Consider the following 20,881-nt stretch of genomic DNA (forward strand, 5'->3'; position numbering starts at 1 on the left):
ATATTGAATAATTATATTTTTTTATGGTTATCCGATAATAGTTCATACATACAGGATACTAACTGATCAATTTTGAAATTTAATGAGATAATTTAGATAAGAAGAGTATCATAGCTTTATTCCTTAAAATAAAATATAATAGCTATTATTTGGTAAATTTTTATATTTTTTATTATTGATTATTGTTGATATATTAAAATTTATTAAAATTTAATTGCTAATATTAAATTTTGGTGTAATTATGTAAATAGCGTATGTAAATTGCAGAATGAGTTTTTATTGATTTATTCATCAAAATATGAATTTTGGTTATATTATGAATAATAACAGTGGGGTATAATTTTATGAAGACAAAATTTATAATAACATCTGTTTTTTCTTTCGTTTCAGTTTCTTTAGTACAGGCATCAGATGCAGTCGTTCCTAAACAACACACAAGTGTTGTTTCACCAGTTATTGTTTCTCCATCTTTTTCTTGGGCAGGTTTCTATTTTGGGGGGCAAGTAAGCGGTTTTTCGAGTAAACTTTCTGCAAAGATGCCTGATGTCGATATTCCTCTGTTCCCCGATAAAGATGGCAGAAATAAAGAATGGGTATCGGTCGAGAAAAAGTATATGCCTAAACTTTCTGGTGTTATAGGAGGTTTTTATGCTGGCAGTAACGTTGATTTCGGTAATAATGTTATTTTGGGGGTTGATACGGATATAAATTTTATTGAACGAAAGAATACAAAAGCCATCGTTGTTAATTCCGATGGGTTTGATTACGCTAGAAATCCAGGTTTAGTAGGAATGGGTCCTCAGATACCGAGAAAATGGGTTGATGGAGATGCTATAGCAAATAGAGATAATGTAGCTTTGCGATCTATTGGAGGAGGGAGGAAGAAGAGAGCGGCAGACATTGAAGTAAAGGCAGGAGAAAATGGTATCACTTTTTCTCACACAATAAAACAGAAATGGACAGGTGCTACACGGATGCGAATTGGTCTTTCTGCTGATCGTATTATGCCCTATATTGCTGGTGGTGTTGCCTATGGGCAGCTTCAAGATATCTTGTCGATCTCTGTTTCAGGAGAGGATGGTTTTAATTCTGCATCAGATGCTACAAATACGATGATTGGTTATACCTTCGGTGGTGGTATTGATTTTGCGATGACAGATACTTTTGTTGTGCGTGCAGAATATCGTTACTCCGATTTTGGTAAAAAGAAATTTAAGGACGAAATTGAAATAAAATATAGAACGAATGATTTTCGGGCTGGAGTGGCTTATAAATTCTGAATTTTGCAAACTAAAATAACTTAAGAGGTCCTATCTTTGATAGGGCCTTGTTTTTTATTTTTGTACGTAAATATTTTTTATGGCGGAGTAGACCTTCCAGATTTTAAATGATTACGATGAATGGAAGAATATTTGTAGATCTACACTGTTGTTTGCTTACAGAACACAACTAAACCGTTTTTCCATAAGAAAAAATGATTCGTTTTCCATATAATCACAGTATCCGAATAATATTGCGATAAGGTCGCAAAAAGCGATATTTTTTACTGGAAAACAAGAAAAAAATTGCACAAAATGGTGCGGACGGCGGGACTTGAACCCGCAAGGTCTTCGACCGGCAGATTTTAAGTCTGCTATGTTTACCGTTTTCATCACGTCCGCGATAAGAACACCCTCATAAGCTATATCTTTTATTGAATCAAGAAGTAATGATAAGAAATAAATTTTATCATCCCGCATTAAAATTTTAACTGACAATAGTTGATTCTATAGCTAGAAAGAATCTTGTCAGTATTAAGAAAGAATGAAATAACAGGTGTTATGAGTAAATTTATTCAAGATGTAACTGAAGCGATGTCAAATTTGCATAACGTTTTTGCTGAAACACCTCTTCAGAGAAATGATTTTCTTTGTCAAAAATATGGTGCGGAAATTTATTTGAAGCGTGAAGATTTAACACCGGTGCGCTCGTATAAAATTCGTGGTGCATTTAATTTTGTTTCAAAAATGCTTGGCGAAATATCTCAAGATGCGGTGTTCGTTTGCGCATCAGCAGGTAATCATGCGCAAGGAGTTTCTTTTGTTTGTCGCTATTTTAAGCGTAAAGGCGTGATTTTTATGCCTGTGACAACTTCGCAACAGAAAATTGATAAAACCCGCGTTTTTGGTGAAGAGTTTATTGATATTCGTTTAATCGGTGATACGTTTGACCAATGTTATGCAGCCGCACAATCTTTTGCTGCGGAGAGCGGTGGTGTGATGGCGCCGCCTTTTGATGATGCTCGGATTATTATGGGGCAAGCGACAGTTCTATGCGAGACTGTGTTACAATGGAAGAAACTCAATGGAGAGGATGGTGCGCCAGATTTAATAATTGTGCCCGTCGGTGGAGGTGGTTTGGCTAGTGGTGTGAGCAAATTTTTACACGAATATAGTTGGAAAACGGAGCTTCGTTTTGTTGAGCCGCAAGGAGCTGCAAGTTTGCTTGCTTGTTTGAAGCGTGGAAAACGTGTCAAGCTTGAAAATATCGATACATTTGTAGATGGTGCTGCCGTGGCTGAAATTGGTGCGTTAAATTACGCGATTCTGAAGCAATTTTCTCCAGATTCTGTCATTACGGTTCCCGAAAATCGTGTTTGTTCTACAATGATTGAAATGCTTAATGTTGAAGGTGTTGTTCTTGAACCAGCTGGTGCTTTATCGGTTGATGCTCTTAACAGCATTCCCGCTAAAGAATTAAAAGGAAAAAAAATTATTCTCGTTGTTTCAGGCGGCAATTTTGATTTCGAACGTTTGCCGGATATTAAAGAACGTTCTCTGCGTTTTCAGGGATTAAGAAAATATTTTATTTTTAGTTTTCCGCAACGTCCTGGTGCATTGCGTAGTTTTCTTTCTCAATTATCTCCAGATGATGATATAGTACGTTTTGAATATCTTAAAAAATCAGCTAAAAACTTCGGTTCTGTCTTGATTGCAATTGAAACAAAAAAATATGATAACTTTCATCTATTGGAAAAAAAATTTCAAGAGTTAGGTTGGTGCTATCGTGATATTACCGATGATCAAGCATTGTTTGATTTTGTAATTTGAAAATATGAGATTTTTTTTGAAAAAAGAAATATAAAAATGCGATCTATTTTTTATTTTGTACTGATTTTATTTTTAAGTATTGGTAAGCAGAGTTTAGGTTCTGAGCCAGAGGTGATACAAAAAGTTGAACTTTTAAGATTGGTTGCTGATATCAATAATGCCGTAAAAAATAGGGATTTTGCAGTTATTTCTCTTCATATGCCCAAGCGGCTTTATAAAGAAATGGCACGTCGATTGAATACAACAGAGAAGAATTTACGGGATAGTTTTATTAAACAGCTGAGTGTTCAATTTGAGAATTTATCCCTTGATGCTTATCATTTAGATGAAAAAAACATAGCTTATCTGCAAAGTAATTCCGGAATTTTGTATGCTTTGATTCCAACTACGCTTAAGACAAAAGATCGCATTATCCAATATAAAACTTTAGCAATTTTTGATAAAACTCAATGGTATTTAATCTATGGTGGTCAAAAAACTATACAAAATCCGATTTTTCTGGAAATTTACCCTGATTTTAATAATGTACAGTTACCGAATAAAATAATAATAAAGCATTAAATGTTTAGAATATTGTATTTTTTATTCATGGATAAATATATTTTCAAAGTTCTTGCTTTTTTTTATAATTCTTCAATAATATAGATGAAGGTGTTTATGTTGGTTAACTGGCTTTTATAAGATACAATTATGCGCTTTCTTTTGTTTAGGGGTTCATGAGTCACGCAAATCGCTATTTTGGGCGTAGCTCCGTAAATTTGAAATTTCAAGATCTCTTTTGTGCAGATTCTTGAGCAATGTAGTTTAGCCTATTACTCGTTGAGAGTAGTAGCTAAGGAAAGATTTTATTTTGAATATAAATAGAGAAAATGTTTTCGCACAGTTGGGTTTATCCACTCTTTTGATTAAAAACTTAATCGCTGCTGGGATGAATAAACCTAAACCTATTCAGGAACAGGCTATTCCCGTGATGTTGAAAGGGCACGATGTTTTGGGTATTGCGCAAACAGGTTCTGGAAAAACCTTAGCGTTTGGTTTACCTATTTTAAATCAGGTTTTAGCTTTTGGTGATAAACGTTGCCCTAAAACTGCGCGTGCTTTGATCTTAGCTCCTACGCGTGAACTCGCTGTTCAAATTGATGAAACAATTCGTGCTGCTGCGAGAGGAATGCATCTTTCAACATGTCTTATTTTTGGCGGGGTATCACGTTTAAAACAAATTAAACGCATGGCATCAGGTGTTGATGTTTTAATAGCAACACCTGGGCGCTTAAGAGACCTTATCCGTGAAAATTATGTCGATCTTTCTCAATCTCGTTTTTTAGTTCTGGATGAAGCGGATCGCATGTTGGATATGGGTTTTATTAACGATGTACAACAAATCGCAAAACTTTTGCATCAAGAGCGTCAGACAGCACTTTTTTCCGCAACAATGTCGAAAGAAATTACAATACTTGCAAAGCGTCTGCTCAATGATCCAGTCAAAATAGAAGTTGCTCCTCAAGGGACGACTGCTGCGGAAATTACTCAAAAGTTATATTGTGTTCCTACCAGTGAAAAAAAGAATGTTTTAGGTAAAATTTTGACAAACTCAGCTTTCGTTTCAGTTATTGTTTTTACTCGAACTAAGCACGGTGCTGATGCTGTTACACGTAGTTTAGCCAAAATAGGATATTCTGTTGCGACGATTCATGGAAATAAATCACAAAATGCGCGGCAACATGCATTGAAGGCTTTTCGTGAGAAAGCAGTGCGAATTCTTGTTGCAACGGATATTGCAGCGCGCGGCATTGACATACCAAGCATAAGCCACGTTATTAATTATGATTTACCAGATGAAGCAGAGAGTTATGTGCATCGTATTGGCCGTACAGGACGTAATGGCGCATCTGGTGAAGCTATAACACTTTTTGATGAAGGCATAGAGTTTGCGCGTTTGCGAGCTGTAGAACGCTTGATTGGTATAAAATTAATGCGTGAAGCTATTCCAGAGCAATTTGCGGTGTTTTTAGAAAAACCGGTTGTAGAAGCAGGTGGAGAAAAAGAAAATAGTAAGGGGCGTCGTTTTAGAAAAAACAAGCATAAGAAAAAATGTTTGGGTTGCCCAGAGAAATCGGAACAGTTACAGGGTAAAAACTCTTCGTCCCCAAATGAAAGACATAAAAAAGCAAAAGCAGCAGCAAAGTGTGCGAAGTCTTTTCGTTTTCGTAAATCAGTGAAGAAGGCAGCTTGAATAAAATCTTTAGAAAATTCTATGTGTTAGGAATGTTATTCTTTTTTCGGTTTCTTCTTAAAGAGTAAGAACAGCACAAAATAATTCTCTTGCTAAAATCGAGAATGCTTTAAAAGATTTTAATTTTTAAAAAGAAAAAACATTTTGGCCTCTATCCTGATTAAAAGTTCTCTTGAAAAAAATTCTCGTTTTTTCTACGTTGTAGAAGCGACTTTGAAAATTTCAGTTTCTTGTACTTATTCGCGCACTTTTTATCTTTTAAAATATACATAAAAGTGAATATTGTTTATAATAAAAATACGTTTTAATTGCGTATGCTAACTTATGATGCAAAAAATTTATGTTTTATGCATGTTTTCTCAGAGTTCTTCCAACGAAGTTACACCCATATTTTGAAGTATTTGTAGCTGATATTGGTGCATTTTTTCTTTTGCATTCGTTACAATAAAAACAGAACGCAGATGATGTAATTCAGGTTTTAAAGATGGTGTTTAGATCGGGGGAAGATTTATATTTAAAATACGACTTTGAATTTTTTGAGTTGATTCGTTTAGGCGTGAAGTTACCCTATGTTTTTAGAACATCGAGCGCTTTGTTCATAGCATGGTCTGGAAAAATTTAAAATATTAACAGAAAAAGTCTATAAAATAGCGTATTTGTATTTAGTAGCTTTTAAAGCCCCGTTCTCTTAGGGTCTACGCATCAGGTAGCGCTTAAAAAGCCCAAAAAAATAACCGGTTTACATATTATGAAAATAAATGGCTCCCCGGGCCGGATTCGAACCAGCGACCAACCGGTTAACAGCCGGTTGCTCTACCGCTGAGCTACCGGGGAACAGCGATTAATTATTTAACTGCAAGGGCTATAGCAAAGCAATACTGATTTGCAAAGGATAAAATTACTTTTTTAAAGAAATATCATAATTTTTTTAAAAATATCATAAGAGGAAGAAAAAAGAACAGAGAAGATTTTCTACACCTTGACGGATGCGTTGCCTTCCCTTATTGAGATTTTTACACTTGTTGGCGAGGCCTCGTGGCGGAATGGTTACGCAGAGGACTGCAAATCCTTGTATCCCGGTTCGATTCCGGGCGAGGCCTCCAGTTGATTTGAATAAAATGGCCTTTAGGAATGATAGGCGTGAATAAGCATTTTCCTTTCCAGGTAAAACACTTTAAAATAGTACGGTTAAAATCTAATTGTTGACTGTAGTATACTTTTTTGCAACTTTATTCTTATTTGTATGTAGGAGAAAAGGGTCGTTATGGTTGCAGATTTTGCAGAGCTTCGTCGCAAAATGGTTGACAATCAAATTCGTACAGTAGATGTAACGGATTTATCAGTTCTTAAGGCTTTTTTAACGGTACCGCGTGAGGATTTTGTACCGAAAAATATGAGAGCTTTAAGTTATCTTGATAACGATATTATTGTATGTCCAGGCCAAAATGGGGGGCCGGCACGCTATTCTATGAAGCCTGCCTCTTTAGCAAAATTGCTACAGCTTGCAGCTGTAAAATCATCGGATACAGTTTTAGATATTGGAGCAAATAGTGGTTATTGTGCAGCTTTGCTTGCAAAACTTGCGGGCTTTGTAGTTGCGCTAGAAAGTAATAAAGCTCTTTCGGAACGTACTGCAGAAACTTTAGAGCGTAATCGGTGTGATAATGTGGTTGTTGTTCATGGTCCTTTAGAACAGGGATATGTCGTTGAGGGGCCTTATGATCTGATTTTTATTGAGGGTTCTGTTGATTTCATTCCGGAGGGTATCTTTGATCAAATGAAAAATGCTGGACGTCTTGTTGTGGTTGAAGGACACGGTAATTCTGGGGTTGCGCGAATCTATGTAAAAGAAGATAGCGCTATTGCGGTGCGTTGCGCTTTTAATCTTTCTGTAGGTCGCCTTCCTAGTTTTTTAAAAACGCCTGATTTTATATTTTAGTGCTTGCTTTGTTTGTGAATAAAAGATACTTTTATTAATGTAAGTGGGGGTTTGATTGTGTGTATTGTGTTCAAGATAAACAAAAAAATTCACGCGTGTTTATTGCTGGTTTTGAGCATTTCTATATCAGGGTCGGTTCACGCTGAAACATTGATGGACGCTTTTGCTAAAGCTTATGTGCAAAGCTCTAAGTTGAATAGTGAACGTGCGGCTGTGCGTATATCAAGCGGTGATGTAGACATTGCACTATCTGGATTTTTACCACAAATAGAAGGGATTGGAAACTATGGGCGAAATAAGTCCATGACGGGTCCTTATATTACTTCTGGATCTATAGGGGTAAAATTAACTCATAGATTGTTTGACGGTTTTGCCACACAAAATATGTTTTCTTCAGCTCAGGTTAAGTTGCAGGCGCAGCGTGAGTATCTTCGTAATGCTGAGCAAAATACGTTTCTTGATACTGTGGTGGCGTATGCTAATGTATATCAAGCACGTCGTATTGCTGATCTTCGTAAAGAGAATTTAGCTGCCCTTGAGGAGCAAGTTCGTTCGAATAAAGCAAAATTTGATGTAGGAGAGGGAGGGCGTGTTGATCTTTCTCAAGCGCAAGCTGCCCGTTCCGTAGCTTTTTCAGAGCTTAGTCTTGCACGTGCTGAGGTAAAAGCAGCAGAGGCGCTTTATCGACAGATTATTGGTTCTGATCCTGAAGAATTAAAACGTCCACCATTAGCGGAAGGGCTACCGGTAAATCTTGATACGGCCTACCAACTTAGTGTTGCTATGCATCCCGCAATTCTTTATGCTAAATATCTAGTTGATGCTAGTCATTACAATGTAAAGGCGAAGGAAGGGGCGTTGCTTCCTAAGGTTGATTTTTTGGCAACAACGTCTTACAATCGGGTTTACACTGGTGTTGGAGAGGATGGAGTTTCTAAATCAATAGGATTGTCAGTGAGTATTCCAATTTTTGAAGGTGGTCGTACATCTGCACAAATTCGCCAATCTAAGGAGCAGCTTGGGCAAGCTCGTCTTCAGCTTGATTTGGCTTATGGCAGTACAAGACAGGCACTTACTTCGGCGTGGTTTCAGTTAGAGGGTGCGCGTGCATCTGTAGTTGCTTATCGTGAGAGTGTTCGTGCTGCTGAAATTGCTCTGGAGGGCCGTATTCAAGAAAATCATGTGGGACAGGCGACAACATTGGATGTTTTAAATTCTCGAACTCAGTTAATTAATGCTCAAATTGCGCTTGTGGTGGCGGAACGTAATGCTGTTGTTGCGAGCTATAGTGTTCAGTCTTCTATTGGTAAATTGACTGCAGATTATTTAGGTTTTAAAGCGATTAAACATATCCATTAATGTACAAAATTGGCTTTTAAATCTTTAAAAGATTGGGTGTGTTATTATAAATAAAGAAAGTTCTGTGTAGTACCCCCTTTATGACAAAGAGGCATGTTGATCTTATGATTCTTTTACTTACACTAAGAATATGATTCTTTTTGTTTTGGCGTCTTTGAGAGGTTTTAAAGTATGGTACAGAGTTCGAGTGTGTTACGTGAGCCAAGTATGGATGAGATTTTGACATCTATTCGCGAGATAATTGAAGAGAATGCAAGTCAATCTAGTCATTTTTTAAATGAAAATGTTGTAGAAAATGCCTCTGTGGATCATACAGCAATAGAATCGGCAGATGTTGACGATACAACCTTATCTGTTGATGATGCCATGAAAGCTTTAGCTGATCGTATCGGCCTTTCCTCTGAAAATAAGGATTTTTCTTTAAAGAAAGAGAAATTAGAGGTAGAAGATAATACAGTTGCCGTTGATATGCAAAAGATGAAACTTTCTTCTGAAGAACAGCATACTGTTCATAAAACAAAAGAATATAGTGATGAGGCGTGTGTATCGCAGCCAAAAAATGTGAGTGCTGATCGTGTAGAGTTATCTGAATATTATATTTCTTCTGTAGAAAAAATAGCAAAGGATGTATTGCGTCCAGCTGTAGCAGAATGGTTGCAGTGTAAGTTGCCTGCTTTGCTTGAGAATATTTTACGTGAAGAGATTGTTAAGGAAATTCAGAAGTCATCTTAACTATTTTTTTCATTTTATTTTATAAAGATTTCGTTTGCAATTTTGCGGGCTTAATATGAGTAAGTGGGGTTTGCAAATACTAGGATCGAATTTTAGATCTTGTATTATTGCATTTTTTAGCGGCGTTATGGATGGATAGAATGTTAGAAAAAAACTATGATGCTGCTTCCATAGAGCAACGCGTTGCAAAAAGGTGGGAAGCTCGTGGTGCTTTTGAAGCGGGAGTGGGCTCGAAAAGTGATGCAGAACCTTTTTGTGTTATGCTACCGCCTCCAAACGTTACGGGTTCCCTTCATATGGGACACGCACTCAATACGACAATTCAAGACATTATGGTCAGATTTCAGCGAATGTGTGGCAAAAATGTCTTATGGCAGCCTGGGATGGATCATGCAGGGATTGCCACGCAAATGGTTGTAGAGCGTCAACTTGCAGAGCATCAAGAGCCAACGCGTCAAGAAATGGGAAGGGAAAAATTTGTTGAGCGTGTTTGGGAATGGCGTAACGAAACTGGAGGAGTTATTGCGAACCAGTTGCGTCGCCTTGGTATTTCGTGTGATTGGTCGCGTGAGCGATTTACAATGGATGAAGGTTTGTCCCAAGCTGTTCGTGAAGTATTTGTTACACTTTATAAGCAAGGATTGATATATAGAGATAAGCGTTTGGTTAATTGGGATCCTAAATTGCTGACGGCTATTTCGGATCTTGAAGTTGAGCAAAAAGAGGTAAAAGGTCGTTTATGGCATTTTAGATATCCCCTTGAAGGTAAAGTTTTTGATCCGAATGATGCTACAACTTTTATAACGGTAGCGACAACTCGGCCAGAAACAATGCTTGGCGATACGGGGATTGCAGTTAATCCTGAAGATAATCGTTATAGAAACCTTATAGGTCAAAACGCTATTTTACCGCTTGTTGGCCGTAGATTATTGATTGTTGGTGATGCTTACGCAGATCCTAGTGAGGGGAGTGGTGCTGTAAAAATCACACCGGCGCATGATTTTAATGATTTTGAAGTTGGAAAGCGCAACAATCTACGTTTGATAAATATTTTTACAAAAAATGCTGAAATTTTTCTACGTGGGAATGAAGCATTTTTTGATAATTTGGTTTTGTCTGATGAATTAAACGCATTAGTGGAATACTTAGATCAATCTGATCGTTTTTTGGCACGTAATAGAATTGTTTCTTTGATGGAAGAAAGAGGATATTTGGTAACTGTTGATGAATATCAACATACTGTTCCTCATGGGGATCGCAGTGGGGTGCCTATTGAACCCTTCTTAACAGATCAATGGTATGTTCGTGTCGCAGAACTAGCTAAGCCAGCGATAGAGGCTGTACGTCAAGGGAAGACACAATTTGTTCCAGATAGTTGGAAGAAAACCTATTTTAATTGGATGCAAAATATTCAGCCTTGGTGTATTTCACGCCAATTATGGTGGGGGCATCAGATCCCAGCTTGGTATGGTCCTGATGGCACAGTTTTTGTTGAAAAAAGTGAAAAAGAAGCTTTAGATGCGGCTTTCTCTCATTATGGTGAAGTGGTTATGTTAACCCGTGATCCAGATGTCTTAGACACTTGGTTTTCATCAGCTCTTTGGCCTTTTTCAACACTAGGCTGGCCAAATAAAACAACTGAATTAGCAACCTTTTACCCAACATCTTTATTGGTTACAGGGTTTGATATTATTTTTTTCTGGGTTGCGCGGATGATGATGATGGGACTTCACTTTATGAGTGATGTTCCTTTCCCAACAGTTTATGTGCATGCTCTCGTGCGGGATAAAAAGGGAGCAAAAATGTCTAAGTCAAAGGGAAATATTATTGATCCATTAGAGCTTATTGATCAGTATAGTGCAGATGCACTCCGTTTTACTTTGGCTATTATGGCGGCACAAGGGCGTGATGTAAAACTTGATCCTTCCCGCATTGCAGGTTATCGCAATTTTGCTACAAAATTGTGGAATGCCACCCGGTTTGCAAAGATGAATGGTGTTAAGCATGATCCAACTTTTAAGCCAGAAAAAGCAAAATTTGCACTTAGTCGTTGGATTTTAACAGAGTTATCTAAAACTGTTGCTGCAGTGACCGCTGGTATTGAAAATTATAAGTTTAATGAGTCTGCAGGTGCACTTTATCGTTTCATTTGGAATACGTTGTGTGATTGGTACTTAGAGCTTCTCAAGCCTGTGTTTCAAGGTTCAAATGAAGATGCTAGAAATGAAGCTCAGGCATGTACGGCTTGGGTTTTGGATGAAGTGTATAAGCTATTGCATCCTTTTATGCCTCATATAACGGAAGAGTTATGGTTCCTTACAGAAACATCAAGCGTGAAGCGTGAGGATATGTTGGCATTGACACAATGGCCAGAGGGCATGTTTGAAGATGAAGAGGCTGCTTCTGATATTAATTGGCTTATTGATCTTGTTAGTGGGATTCGATCTTTGCGTTTTGAAATGAATATTCCTTCAGCTATATTAGCGCCTCTTGTTATAGTAGAAGGAGAAGAAGTAACGCGAGAGCGTGTGGAGCGTTATGACGCCCTTCTTAAGAAATTAGCGCGTATTGAAGTAATTCATTTTTCTGATAAAGTTCCAGATGTATCAGCACAAATGATTTTGGGAGAGGCGATTTTTTGTTTGCCATTAGGACAGTTGATTGATTTGGAAGCTGAACGCGCTCGTTTGATGAAAGGTGTCAGTAAAATTGAACAAGATATTGAAAAAATACTGGTTAGATTAAACAATCCGAAATTTATCGCAAATGCAAAACCGGAAATTATTGAGGCTGAACGTAACAAGATTGTAACGTTGCGTGCTGCTCAAAAGAAGATGTCTGTTGCTTTAGAGCGGTTAGTTTAATTAGACTTTTTATTTTTTCATGTATAAATCTATACCATTGCGTTGTTGATGCATAGATTTTTTTAAGAATCTGTCTTTTTTTAAAGATCGCCTTCTTGAATTTTTCATGAATGTTGGAATAAAGAGTAAACAAAGCTCTATCATTTTTATATTTATAGAATAATAAGTAATACTATTATTATATTTACTTAGCTTGAATATTGCTTCACGTTTTCAAATTTTAATGGTTTGTTAAGAAACATCTTTAGTCTATTTTAAATCTGATTTTTAGTGCATGCGTTTCTTTGTTGAGTAGTTTTTACTGTTTGCAAATAAGAATGTTAGAATAACCACTAATATCAAGAGATCTGATAAAAAATACAGTATGATAATTTATGATTAAAAATGAATTTGTTGTGCATAAAAGTGAAATATTTTTTCTGACATTTTTGTGGTTGCTATTTGTTTATCTTTTTGTTTGAAGTTTGCTATTTCAAATGTTTTTTAGGCTTATTAAGAAGAATTCGAATCTCTATAAAGAAATTTACAGAAAATATTATAATTAAAACTAAGCTGAAGGAGAAATTTTAGATAGTAAGAAAGTTTAGAACATAAAGGGGGGAAAAGTTACCATTATTGTTACTTTTTGAATAGCTCTTTTTACTTCCTATATAATAGGTATAAACATATTGGTAATTATTCAGTTTTTTTAACATTTTATTTATTGTAGAATCTCCTACTTTCTTTGATACTAGATTTCTATTTTATGTTGTATCTTATAATGGAGATGATATTTGGTTATAATACAATGATTAATGGCTAAGAATTTTAGATAAAAATTCTTGCGCGCGAGGTGTCCTGGCTTGTGGATCAGAAAAGAAGTTTTTAGATGAGCAGTCTTCGAGGATTTCTCCTTGATCCATAAAAATAACACGTTCAGAGACTTTTTGTGCAAATTTCATTTCATGTGTTACACAAATCATTGTCATACCTTCTTCTGCTAAGCTGATCATGACATCTAATACTTCACCTACCATTTCAGGATCTAGAGCAGATGTTGGTTCATCAAAAAGCATAACGAGTGGATCCATGGCTAAAGCTCGTGCGATAGCAACGCGTTGTTGTTGACCTCCGGAAAGTTGATTAGGATATTTATTTTTATGTTCGATGAGTCCGACGCGTTCAAGATACATAAAGCCGTATTCAAGTGCTTCTTTTTTGCTTCGCTTTAGGACTTTTGTTTGTGCAATTGTCAAATTTTCTGCAACAGATAAATGTGGGAAAAGCTCAAAGTGCTGAAATACCATTCCCACTTGACTACGCAATTTAGGCAAATCTGTTTGTTTGGAATGGACTGGTACTCTGTTAATCCAAATTTCACCTTTTTGAAAAGGGACGAGAGCATTAATAGTTTTAATGAGTGTTGATTTACCTGAACCTGATGGTCCACAAACCACGACAACTTCCCCTTTATTGATATTGGTTGTGCAGTTTTTAAGAACATTAACTGCGCCATACCAGTTGGAAACATTTTTTATTTCGATCATATGAGTAGACATTTTTTTTCCTATTAGCGAATAATGGACATCTTTTTCTGTAGATGTAAAACTAGCTGCGACAGTGTAAAACAGATAACAAAATAAAAAATAGCTGCCAAGATATAAGCTTCTTGCTTCACACCAAAATTGTTAGCAACAATATCAAAACCATTTAAAAGGCTGTTCCCACTAATTGCATAAACAAGACTTGTGTCCTGAAATAGGATAATGACTTGGGTTAAAAAAATTGGCAGCATGTCTCTAACAGCTTGAGGAAGAACGACAATATGCATATTTTGCCAATATGTCATTCCGAGAGCTTGCCCTGCTTGTTTTTGTCCTTGCGAAACGGAATTTATGCCAGCACGCATAATTTCAGCAAAATAAGCAGTTTCAAACGCAGTAAAGGTAATTAGTGCTGATTTATTTGCACCGATTGATGTACCTGTTAGGAGAGGTAAAAGCACAAAAAACCATAAAATAACCATAACAAGCGGTATTGAGCGCATAGCGGTTATATAAATTATTGCAAATGAGGATAGCAGTTTCATAGAAGAAAGCCGCATCATTGCCAAGATCGTTCCGAAAACGAGTCCCAATATTGCTGAAAAAATGGTTAGAAAAACACTAAAGAGTAAACCTGATAGAATGTAAGAACAAAATATATCAAAAGTAAAAAATGAAAAATCAAAATTTAAAAAATTAAAAGGAGAAGAAAATCCAAATTTGGAGGTTATGAAGTTTAGCATATTTAGCATATTCAGTGTCTCTCTATTTGAAGATCAGGAATTTTGAGCATTTTCTCAATTATTGTCATAATGATGAATATGGACAAAGCTATAAGAATATAAAGAATCGTGACAATTAGATAGTTTTCATAAACATGACTTACTTCTTCTATGGTTTGATATTGAAATTGCATCAGTTCATTTATTGAAACTGCGAATGCTATAGATGAATTTTTTACAATACTCATTGCTTCTGAAGTAAGTGGTGGCATGATGGTGCGTATAGCACGTGGTAGTATGATATAGCGATAAATTTGGTAGGTAGTAAATCCCATCGCCATAGCTGCGTAGTGCTGTCCAGAAGGAATTGCCTCGATTCCTGAACGAACTTGTTCTGCGATACGAGCAGATGTAAAAAAACCCAATGCACATATTATTAATAGAATAGGTGAAAAATTTATCGCCGGTGGGTAAACTTTAGGCACAACAAAATACCATAAGAACACTTGGACAAGCAAAGGAATATTACGCATGATCTCTACCCAGATATTTGCAATAGAACGTAATAGGAACCGGATCATCGAAGTATTTGGTAGAGCACGCATTGTCCCTATAACAATACCAAATAATACAGCTAATATCAGTGAAGAGACGGATAATATAACTGTATTTTTTAAGCCATCAAGCAGTGTATCTAAGTAGGTATGGCTCACACCAGGGGTTCCAAGGCATCCGGCTACGAATGTTTGAGTAAGATCATCTGTACAAAGGAAAGAAAAGTCCATTAATGATATTTCCTAAATTTAGTCATCTGTAAAACAGAACAATAAATCAGTCGTATTCGCATATGCTGAATTTATTAAAAAATGAACTAAAACATAACCACACTGAATTTTTAAAAAATGTGGTTATTTTTTAAACTATAAATTATTTTCTTCGTAATCTTCGCGAGGTTTATTGTTTGGGTGTTCCCAAGCATATCTTGTTGCCTTAGATAAAGGAAGATTGATAACAGTATTTGCAGGCGGAATTGGTTTCATAAACCATTTATTATAAAGGTTTTCAAGTGATTTGTCTTTAATTTGGCGCACGATGCTATCATTAATTTCTTGTTTGAAATTTTTATCATTTAACCGGAGCATACAAGCGATAGGTTCGACAGCAAGGACTGTATCAAGAATGATATAATCAGATGGATTTTTTGATTTGGCAATATTTCCAGCAAGAATTGAAGCGTCCATAACAAATGCGTCTGCACGGCCAGATTCTAATAATAAGAAGCTATCTCCGTGATCTTTTCCCTTTACAACGTTAAAGTGAATGTTTTTTGCACGATTATTTTTGCGGATAAGTCGAACAGATGTTGTACCGGTAGTTGTCGAAACTGTTTTTCCATTTAAATCTGCAAGAGATTTAATGCCAGAATTTTTCTTTACAGCAATTCGAACTTCTTCGACATAAGTTGTATAAGCAAATGCAGCTTCTTTACTTCGAGCTACATCATTTGTTGTTGAGCCACATTCAAAATCGTAAGTCCCATTTTTCAAAAGAGGAATTCTATTTTGCGATGTAATAGGGACATAATTAATTTTGATTGGCTTGCCAATTTTTTTTGAAATATCATCAATGATATGCTCTGCCATTTCTGTATGGAAACCTACATATTTACCATTACCAAGGGCATAAGCTAATCCAGATGATTCACGAACACCCAGCGTAATTTCTCCTGTTTTTTTTATTTTTTCAAGTGTATTATTTTTAGCATATGCGATGGTTGTCAGTCCGAGGGCAATTGTTGCAATAGATACGAGCAGTGATTTTTTCATTATGTCCTCCATTAACTTACGACTTTTTATTCTTGTTTTTATTGTCTAATATGTACTTTCATGCATGGTGTAGCACATTTATTATTCTAGGTGGGATATTTTTTATCTCAAATTAGGTATTGCGCTTTGCATTCTGTTAACTGAAGTTAAAGTGAGCCCAAACAGGGATATGGTCTGATGGTTTTGGGTATCCTCTTACTTCTGTTTGACTATAAGCGCAGACAAGTTTATCGGTAGCCTCTGGTGATAATAGCAAGTGATCAATGCGAATCCCGTTATTTTTGCGCCATGCATTAGCTTGAAAGTCCCAGAAGCTAAAGGAGGGGGTATCTGTGACATTGCGAATGGCATCATAAAAACCTAAATGAATAATACTTTGAAACGTTTGCCTTGTTTGTGGAAGAAATAAGGCGTCATGACGCCATTCCTCAGGATTCTTTGCATCCAAAGGAGTGGGAATGATATTATAATCACCAGCTAAAACAAGTGGTTCTTCATATGTAAGCAATGATTTTGCGTGTGCATACAATCTCTCCATCCATTCAATTTTATAAGGGTATTTTTCGCTTTTTACAGGATTTCCATTCGGTAGATAAAGGGATGCAACACGAATAACGCTTTTGTTTATAGAGTACACGGCTTCAATGTAACGTGCTTGTTCATCGTTGCTGTTTCCAGGTAATCTACGGATAATTTCATCAGGTGTTTTTTTAGAGAGAATCGCAACACCATTAAAACTTTTTTGTCCGTGTGTTTCTATGTGATAACCTAAGCTTTCAATTGCATTGCGTGGAAAATTTTCATCGGTACTTTTAGTTTCTTGTAGACAGACTATATCGGGCTGATTTTGCTGTAGCCATTGATATAATGTTTCGTGCCGCGCTTTTATTCCAGCAATATTCCACGTTACTATTTTCATGATGCTTACCTTAAATGTTACATGTGAATTTGTTAACTTTCTACATCAAAAAGTGGCTATATAAACGCTATTGATATATGACGGTTCTTTAATTTTATATAGAGATATTACTCTAGGAATCTGAATTATCAAAAATTCTTGATAAAAGCCAAATTCAAAGTATTAAGATTTCATTATATTTTCATTTTTAAAAACTTTCTGATGTTTAGTTCTTGACGAATGTATGTGTTCTCGCTATTAGAGGCTACTACAACCGATGTGAAAGTGATTATTGTTTTAGGATCTTTGTCTAGAATAATCATTTGAATAGGTTTTATTTTAAAAGATTAAAAGCAAATGCCAGGTGCAAGAGGCTTTTTGCCTCCTCTGCGTATAGTCGGGTGAGCTGTTTTTAGCAGGCGTGCCCGATTTTGTGTGTAAGTTTAGCTTTTGCTCCGATTTTATCGGAATAGATGGAAATAGAAAAAGCCCAATTGGGTGATACGAAAGTAAATCGAAAAGAGGAAGGTTCATGCCTACCGTAAACCAGTTGATTCGCAAGCCGCGTGTAGCGTCAGTTAGGCGCAATAAGGTTCCTGCTCTTCAGTCGAATCCACAGAAACGTGGAGTTTGTACTCGCGTTTATACAACGACACCGAAGAAGCCAAATTCCGCCCTTCGTAAGGTTGCTAAGGTCCGTTTGACAAATGGATTTGAGGTTATTGGTTATATTCCTGGAGAAGGGCATAATCTTCAGGAGCACTCTGTCGTAATGATTAGGGGTGGTCGTGTGAAAGATTTGCCAGGAGTTCGTTATCACATCATTCGTGGGTTGCTTGATACGCAAGGTGTCAAGAATCGTAAACAGCGTCGTTCGAAGTATGGCGCAAAGCGTCCAAAATAATATTGAAAGACAGAGCCGATGTCCCGTCGCCATAGAGCCGAAAAGCGTGAAATTAATCCAGATCCCAAATTTGGTGATTTGGTTATTACAAAATTTATGAATGCCATTATGTTTGATGGTAAGAAGTCAGTTGCTGAGCGTATCGTTTATGGTGCGCTTGATGCTGTAAAGAATAAAGTGAAATCAGATCCTGTTGTTTTGTTTCATCAAGCGTTAGAGAATGTTGCTCCTCATATTGAGGTTCGTTCTCGTCGTGTTGGTGGTGCTACTTATCAGGTTCCGATTGATGTGCGTCCTGATCGTCGTCAAGCTCTTGCTATTCGCTGGTTAATTTCAGCGGCGCGTGGGCGTAATGAAGGTACGATGATTGACCGTCTTTCTGGTGAATTGATGGATGCAGCTAATAATCGCGGTTCTGCAGTAAAGAAACGTGAGGATGTTCATCGTATGGCTGAGGCTAATCGTGCTTTCTCTCATTATCGCTGGTAGGTATATTTAAAGGCTAAGGCAAGTATAATGGCTCGTAAATATAAAATTGAAGATTATCGTAACTTTGGGATCATGGCTCATATTGATGCTGGTAAAACAACTATGACTGAGCGTATTTTGTTTTATACTGGCAAGAATCATAAGGTCGGTGAAACCCATGATGGTGCTTCTACGATGGATTGGATGGCACAGGAACAGGAGCGTGGTATTACAATTACATCTGCGGCGACGACAACTTTTTGGGAGGGGAAAGATGGTCGGAAGCGGCGTTTTAATATTATTGATACGCCTGGGCACGTTGATTTTACGATTGAAGTTGAGCGTTCTTTGCGTGTTCTTGATGGCGCAATTGCATTGTTAGACGCTAATGCTGGTGTTGAACCTCAGACAGAGACTGTATGGCGACAAGCTGAGAAATATCGTGTGCCACGTATGGTTTTTGTAAATAAGATGGATAAAATAGGCGCTGATTTTTATCGTAGTGTTGAGATGGTCGGTTCTCGTCTTGGGGGTAAGGCGCTTGTTTTGCAGTTGCCGATTGGGGCCGAGAATGATTTTGAGGGTGTTGTGGATCTCGTTGAGATGCAGGCGTTAAGGTGGGATGGTTCTATCGGTGCTTCAGCAGTAGTTAGTGAGATTCCAGCAGATTTGAAGCAGAAAGCGGAAGAATATCGTGAAAAATTAATTGAGATGGCGGTTGAGGTTGATGAAGCTGCAACAGAAGCTTATTTGGAGGGTGTTATGCCGACTAATGAGCAGCTTGTTTCTCTCATTCGTAAGGGAACAATAGAAGTTCAATTCCATCCAGTTCTTTGTGGTACGGCTTTTAAAAATAAAGGTGTGCAACCACTTTTGGATGCTGTTGTTTCTTATCTGCCTTCTCCAATTGATGTTCCTGCGATTGGTGGTATTGATGTTAAGACAGAAGCTGAGACGACTCGTGAATCTTCGGATGAGGCTCCGCTTTCTATGCTTGCTTTTAAGATTATGAATGATCCTTTTGTCGGGTCTTTGACTTTTTGCCGTGTTTATTCTGGTAAAATTCAGAAAGGTGTTTCTCTTGAGAATACTGTAAAGAGAAAGAAAGAGCGTTTGGGTCGTATGCTTCAAATGCATTCAAATTCTCGTGAGGATATTGAAGAGGCATTTGCAGGTGATATCGTTGCTCTTGCAGGTTTAAAGGAGACGACAACAGGTGATACTCTTTGTGATCCTTTGAATCCTGTTATTTTGGAGAGAATGGAGTTTCCTGATCCTGTCATTGAGATTGCAATTGAGCCAAAAACAAAGGCAGATCAAGAAAAGATGGGGATTGCACTTAGTCGTTTAGCAGCGGAGGATCCTTCTTTTCGCGTTAAATCAGATGAGGAATCTGGTCAAACTATTATAGCAGGTATGGGTGAGCTTCATCTTGATATTATTGTTGATCGGATGCGGCGTGAATTTAAGGTTGAGGCTAATGTTGGACAGCCTCAGGTTGCTTATCGTGAATCAATTACAAAAACTGCAGAAATTGATTATACCCATAAAAAACAATCTGGTGGTGCTGGGCAATTTGCTCGTGTAAAAATTGTTTTTGAGCCTCATGATGGTGACGATTTTCTTTTTGAGTCAAAGATTGTTGGTGGTGCCGTTCCAAAAGAGTATATTCCTGGTGTTCAGAAAGGGATTGAGAGTGTTATGGGGTCGGGGCCTCTTGCGGGTTTCCCTATGCTTGGTGTTAAAGCTACTCTGATTGATGGTGGCTATCATGATGTCGACTCTTCTGTTCTGGCTTTTGAGATTGCTGCTCGTGCAGCTTTTCGAGATGGTGCAAAAAAAGCCGGTGCGCAGCTTCTTGAGCCGATTATGAAGGTAGAAGTTGTGACGCCGGAAGATTATGTTGGTGACGTTATTGGTGATTTAAACTCTCGTCGTGGTCAAATTTCAGGAACTGAGGCTCGTGGTATTGCGACGGTTGTGAATGCAATGGTTCCTTTGGCAAATATGTTTGGTTATGTGAATACTCTTCGTTCTATGAGTCAGGGGCGTGCTCAGTATACGATGCAGTTTGATCATTACGAACCTGTTCCTTCGGTTGTTGCTTTAGAGATTCAAAAGAAATATGCGTAATTTTGGGTTGCGTAATTAATTTTTAACTTGGTCCTTAGTTTGGACAAAAAAATGGAGAGCTCAAATGGCAAAGAGCAAATTTGAACGTACGAAGCCGCATGTTAATATTGGTACGATTGGTCACGTTGATCATGGGAAGACTTCATTGACAGCAGCGATTACGAAGTATTTTGGTGAATTTAAAGCGTATG

At 37.2% G+C, this 20,881-nt stretch carries 17 protein-coding genes and 3 tRNA genes; 13 read left to right on the forward strand and 7 right to left on the reverse strand.

What is annotated here, in order from left to right:
• The first annotated feature begins 344 nt into the window (after positions 1–344).
• Positions 345–1,280 carry an outer membrane protein gene (locus WCP76_RS06310; RefSeq protein WP_336294830.1) on the forward strand — a complete coding sequence of 312 codons (936 nt, stop codon included), beginning with the start codon at positions 345–347 and terminating at the stop codon, positions 1,278–1,280.
• Positions 1,281–1,575: 295 nt separating this feature from the next.
• On the opposite strand, the gene WCP76_RS06315 is transcribed toward WCP76_RS06310, so the two are convergent.
• A tRNA-Leu gene (locus WCP76_RS06315) sits at positions 1,576–1,661 on the reverse strand.
• Between the two features lie 159 nt (positions 1,662–1,820).
• On the opposite strand from WCP76_RS06315, the gene ilvA reads away from it, so the two are divergent.
• The 3 genes from ilvA to WCP76_RS06330 all read left to right on the forward strand — a co-directional run bounded on the left by ilvA (position 1,821) and on the right by WCP76_RS06330 (position 5,322).
• A complete protein-coding gene (gene ilvA / locus WCP76_RS06320; protein WP_336294831.1) occupies positions 1,821–3,089 on the forward strand; it encodes a threonine ammonia-lyase IlvA in 1,269 nt (422 codons plus the stop codon).
• Positions 3,090–3,125: 36 nt separating this feature from the next.
• Complete coding sequence (locus WCP76_RS06325) at positions 3,126–3,650, forward strand: hypothetical protein (RefSeq protein ID WP_336294832.1); 525 nt, start codon at positions 3,126–3,128, stop codon at positions 3,648–3,650.
• Between the two features lie 289 nt (positions 3,651–3,939).
• Positions 3,940–5,322 (forward strand): DEAD/DEAH box helicase, encoded by a 1,383-nt coding sequence (locus WCP76_RS06330; protein ID WP_336294833.1) that lies wholly within the window; start codon positions 3,940–3,942, stop codon positions 5,320–5,322.
• 759 nt (positions 5,323–6,081) lie between these two features.
• On the opposite strand, the gene WCP76_RS06335 is transcribed toward WCP76_RS06330, so the two are convergent.
• Positions 6,082–6,156 (reverse strand) — tRNA-Asn (locus tag WCP76_RS06335).
• 195 nt (positions 6,157–6,351) lie between these two features.
• Here WCP76_RS06335 and WCP76_RS06340 point away from each other — a divergent pair.
• The 5 genes from WCP76_RS06340 to WCP76_RS06360 all read left to right on the forward strand — a co-directional run bounded on the left by WCP76_RS06340 (position 6,352) and on the right by WCP76_RS06360 (position 12,216).
• Positions 6,352–6,425, forward strand: a tRNA-Cys gene (locus WCP76_RS06340).
• A gap of 161 nt (positions 6,426–6,586) precedes the next feature.
• Positions 6,587–7,261 (forward strand): protein-L-isoaspartate O-methyltransferase family protein, encoded by a 675-nt coding sequence (locus WCP76_RS06345; RefSeq protein ID WP_336294834.1) that lies wholly within the window; start codon positions 6,587–6,589, stop codon positions 7,259–7,261.
• A 57-nt stretch (positions 7,262–7,318) separates the two neighbouring features.
• The gene (locus WCP76_RS06350; RefSeq protein WP_336294835.1) at positions 7,319–8,620 is read left to right on the forward strand and encodes a TolC family outer membrane protein; all 1,302 of its coding nucleotides are present in this window, start codon (positions 7,319–7,321) and stop codon (positions 8,618–8,620) included.
• 171 nt (positions 8,621–8,791) lie between these two features.
• Positions 8,792–9,352: a DUF2497 domain-containing protein gene (locus WCP76_RS06355; RefSeq protein WP_336294836.1), complete on the forward strand. Its 561-nt coding sequence runs from the start codon at positions 8,792–8,794 to the stop codon at positions 9,350–9,352.
• Between the two features lie 140 nt (positions 9,353–9,492).
• Complete coding sequence (locus WCP76_RS06360) at positions 9,493–12,216, forward strand: valine--tRNA ligase (RefSeq protein WP_336294844.1); 2,724 nt, start codon at positions 9,493–9,495, stop codon at positions 12,214–12,216.
• A gap of 791 nt (positions 12,217–13,007) precedes the next feature.
• Here the strand turns inward: WCP76_RS06360 and WCP76_RS06365 are convergent.
• From WCP76_RS06365 to xth, 5 genes are all read right to left on the reverse strand, one after another.
• The gene (locus tag WCP76_RS06365) at positions 13,008–13,754 is read right to left on the reverse strand and encodes an amino acid ABC transporter ATP-binding protein (RefSeq protein ID WP_336294837.1); all 747 of its coding nucleotides are present in this window, start codon (positions 13,752–13,754) and stop codon (positions 13,008–13,010) included.
• A gap of 11 nt (positions 13,755–13,765) precedes the next feature.
• On the reverse strand, positions 13,766–14,482 hold the full coding sequence (locus tag WCP76_RS06370; RefSeq protein ID WP_336294845.1) for an amino acid ABC transporter permease: 717 nt from the start codon (positions 14,480–14,482) through the stop codon (positions 13,766–13,768).
• Between the two features lie 11 nt (positions 14,483–14,493).
• Positions 14,494–15,246 (reverse strand): amino acid ABC transporter permease, encoded by a 753-nt coding sequence (locus WCP76_RS06375; RefSeq protein ID WP_336294838.1) that lies wholly within the window; start codon positions 15,244–15,246, stop codon positions 14,494–14,496.
• A 135-nt stretch (positions 15,247–15,381) separates the two neighbouring features.
• A complete protein-coding gene (locus tag WCP76_RS06380) occupies positions 15,382–16,287 on the reverse strand; it encodes a transporter substrate-binding domain-containing protein (RefSeq protein ID WP_336294839.1) in 906 nt (301 codons plus the stop codon).
• 136 nt (positions 16,288–16,423) lie between these two features.
• Positions 16,424–17,206, reverse strand: coding sequence for an exodeoxyribonuclease III (gene xth, locus WCP76_RS06385; protein ID WP_336294840.1), 783 nt, complete (start codon positions 17,204–17,206; stop codon positions 16,424–16,426).
• Between the two features lie 511 nt (positions 17,207–17,717).
• Here xth and rpsL point away from each other — a divergent pair.
• The 4 genes from rpsL to WCP76_RS06405 form a co-directional block, all read left to right on the forward strand.
• Positions 17,718–18,089, forward strand: a complete 372-nt coding sequence (gene rpsL, locus WCP76_RS06390) for a 30S ribosomal protein S12 (protein ID WP_336294841.1) — start codon at positions 17,718–17,720, stop codon at positions 18,087–18,089.
• Positions 18,090–18,107: 18 nt separating this feature from the next.
• Positions 18,108–18,578, forward strand: coding sequence for a 30S ribosomal protein S7 (rpsG, locus tag WCP76_RS06395; RefSeq protein ID WP_336294842.1), 471 nt, complete (start codon positions 18,108–18,110; stop codon positions 18,576–18,578).
• Positions 18,579–18,605: 27 nt separating this feature from the next.
• Entirely contained in the window at positions 18,606–20,690 is a 2,085-nt protein-coding gene (fusA, locus tag WCP76_RS06400) for an elongation factor G (RefSeq protein ID WP_336294843.1), read from the forward strand.
• Between the two features lie 64 nt (positions 20,691–20,754).
• Positions 20,755–20,881, forward strand: a 127-nt coding sequence (locus WCP76_RS06405) for a GTP-binding protein (protein ID WP_234924853.1), incomplete at its 3' end; no start/stop codon positions are given.

Origin of the sequence: Bartonella vaga, assembly GCF_037070895.1 — a bacterium.
In the GTDB taxonomy this organism is placed as follows: Bacteria; Pseudomonadota; Alphaproteobacteria; order Rhizobiales; family Rhizobiaceae; genus Bartonella.

Coding starts and splice junctions, on each gene's coding strand:
- WCP76_RS06310 (WP_336294830.1), top strand. CDS start 345: ATGAAGACAAAATTTATAATAACATCTGTTTTTTCTTTCGTTTCAGTT.
- ilvA (WP_336294831.1), top strand. CDS start 1,821: ATGAGTAAATTTATTCAAGATGTAACTGAAGCGATGTCAAATTTGCAT.
- WCP76_RS06325 (WP_336294832.1), top strand. CDS start 3,126: ATGCGATCTATTTTTTATTTTGTACTGATTTTATTTTTAAGTATTGGT.
- WCP76_RS06345 (WP_336294834.1), top strand. CDS start 6,587: ATGGTTGCAGATTTTGCAGAGCTTCGTCGCAAAATGGTTGACAATCAA.
- WCP76_RS06355 (WP_336294836.1), top strand. CDS start 8,792: ATGGTACAGAGTTCGAGTGTGTTACGTGAGCCAAGTATGGATGAGATT.
- WCP76_RS06360 (WP_336294844.1), top strand. CDS start 9,493: ATGTTAGAAAAAAACTATGATGCTGCTTCCATAGAGCAACGCGTTGCA.
- WCP76_RS06365 (WP_336294837.1), bottom strand. CDS start 13,754: ATGTCTACTCATATGATCGAAATAAAAAATGTTTCCAACTGGTATGGC.
- WCP76_RS06370 (WP_336294845.1), bottom strand. CDS start 14,482: ATGCTAAACTTCATAACCTCCAAATTTGGATTTTCTTCTCCTTTTAAT.
- WCP76_RS06375 (WP_336294838.1), bottom strand. CDS start 15,246: ATGGACTTTTCTTTCCTTTGTACAGATGATCTTACTCAAACATTCGTA.
- WCP76_RS06380 (WP_336294839.1), bottom strand. CDS start 16,287: ATGAAAAAATCACTGCTCGTATCTATTGCAACAATTGCCCTCGGACTG.
- xth (WP_336294840.1), bottom strand. CDS start 17,206: ATGAAAATAGTAACGTGGAATATTGCTGGAATAAAAGCGCGGCACGAA.
- rpsL (WP_336294841.1), top strand. CDS start 17,718: ATGCCTACCGTAAACCAGTTGATTCGCAAGCCGCGTGTAGCGTCAGTT.
- rpsG (WP_336294842.1), top strand. CDS start 18,108: ATGTCCCGTCGCCATAGAGCCGAAAAGCGTGAAATTAATCCAGATCCC.
- fusA (WP_336294843.1), top strand. CDS start 18,606: ATGGCTCGTAAATATAAAATTGAAGATTATCGTAACTTTGGGATCATG.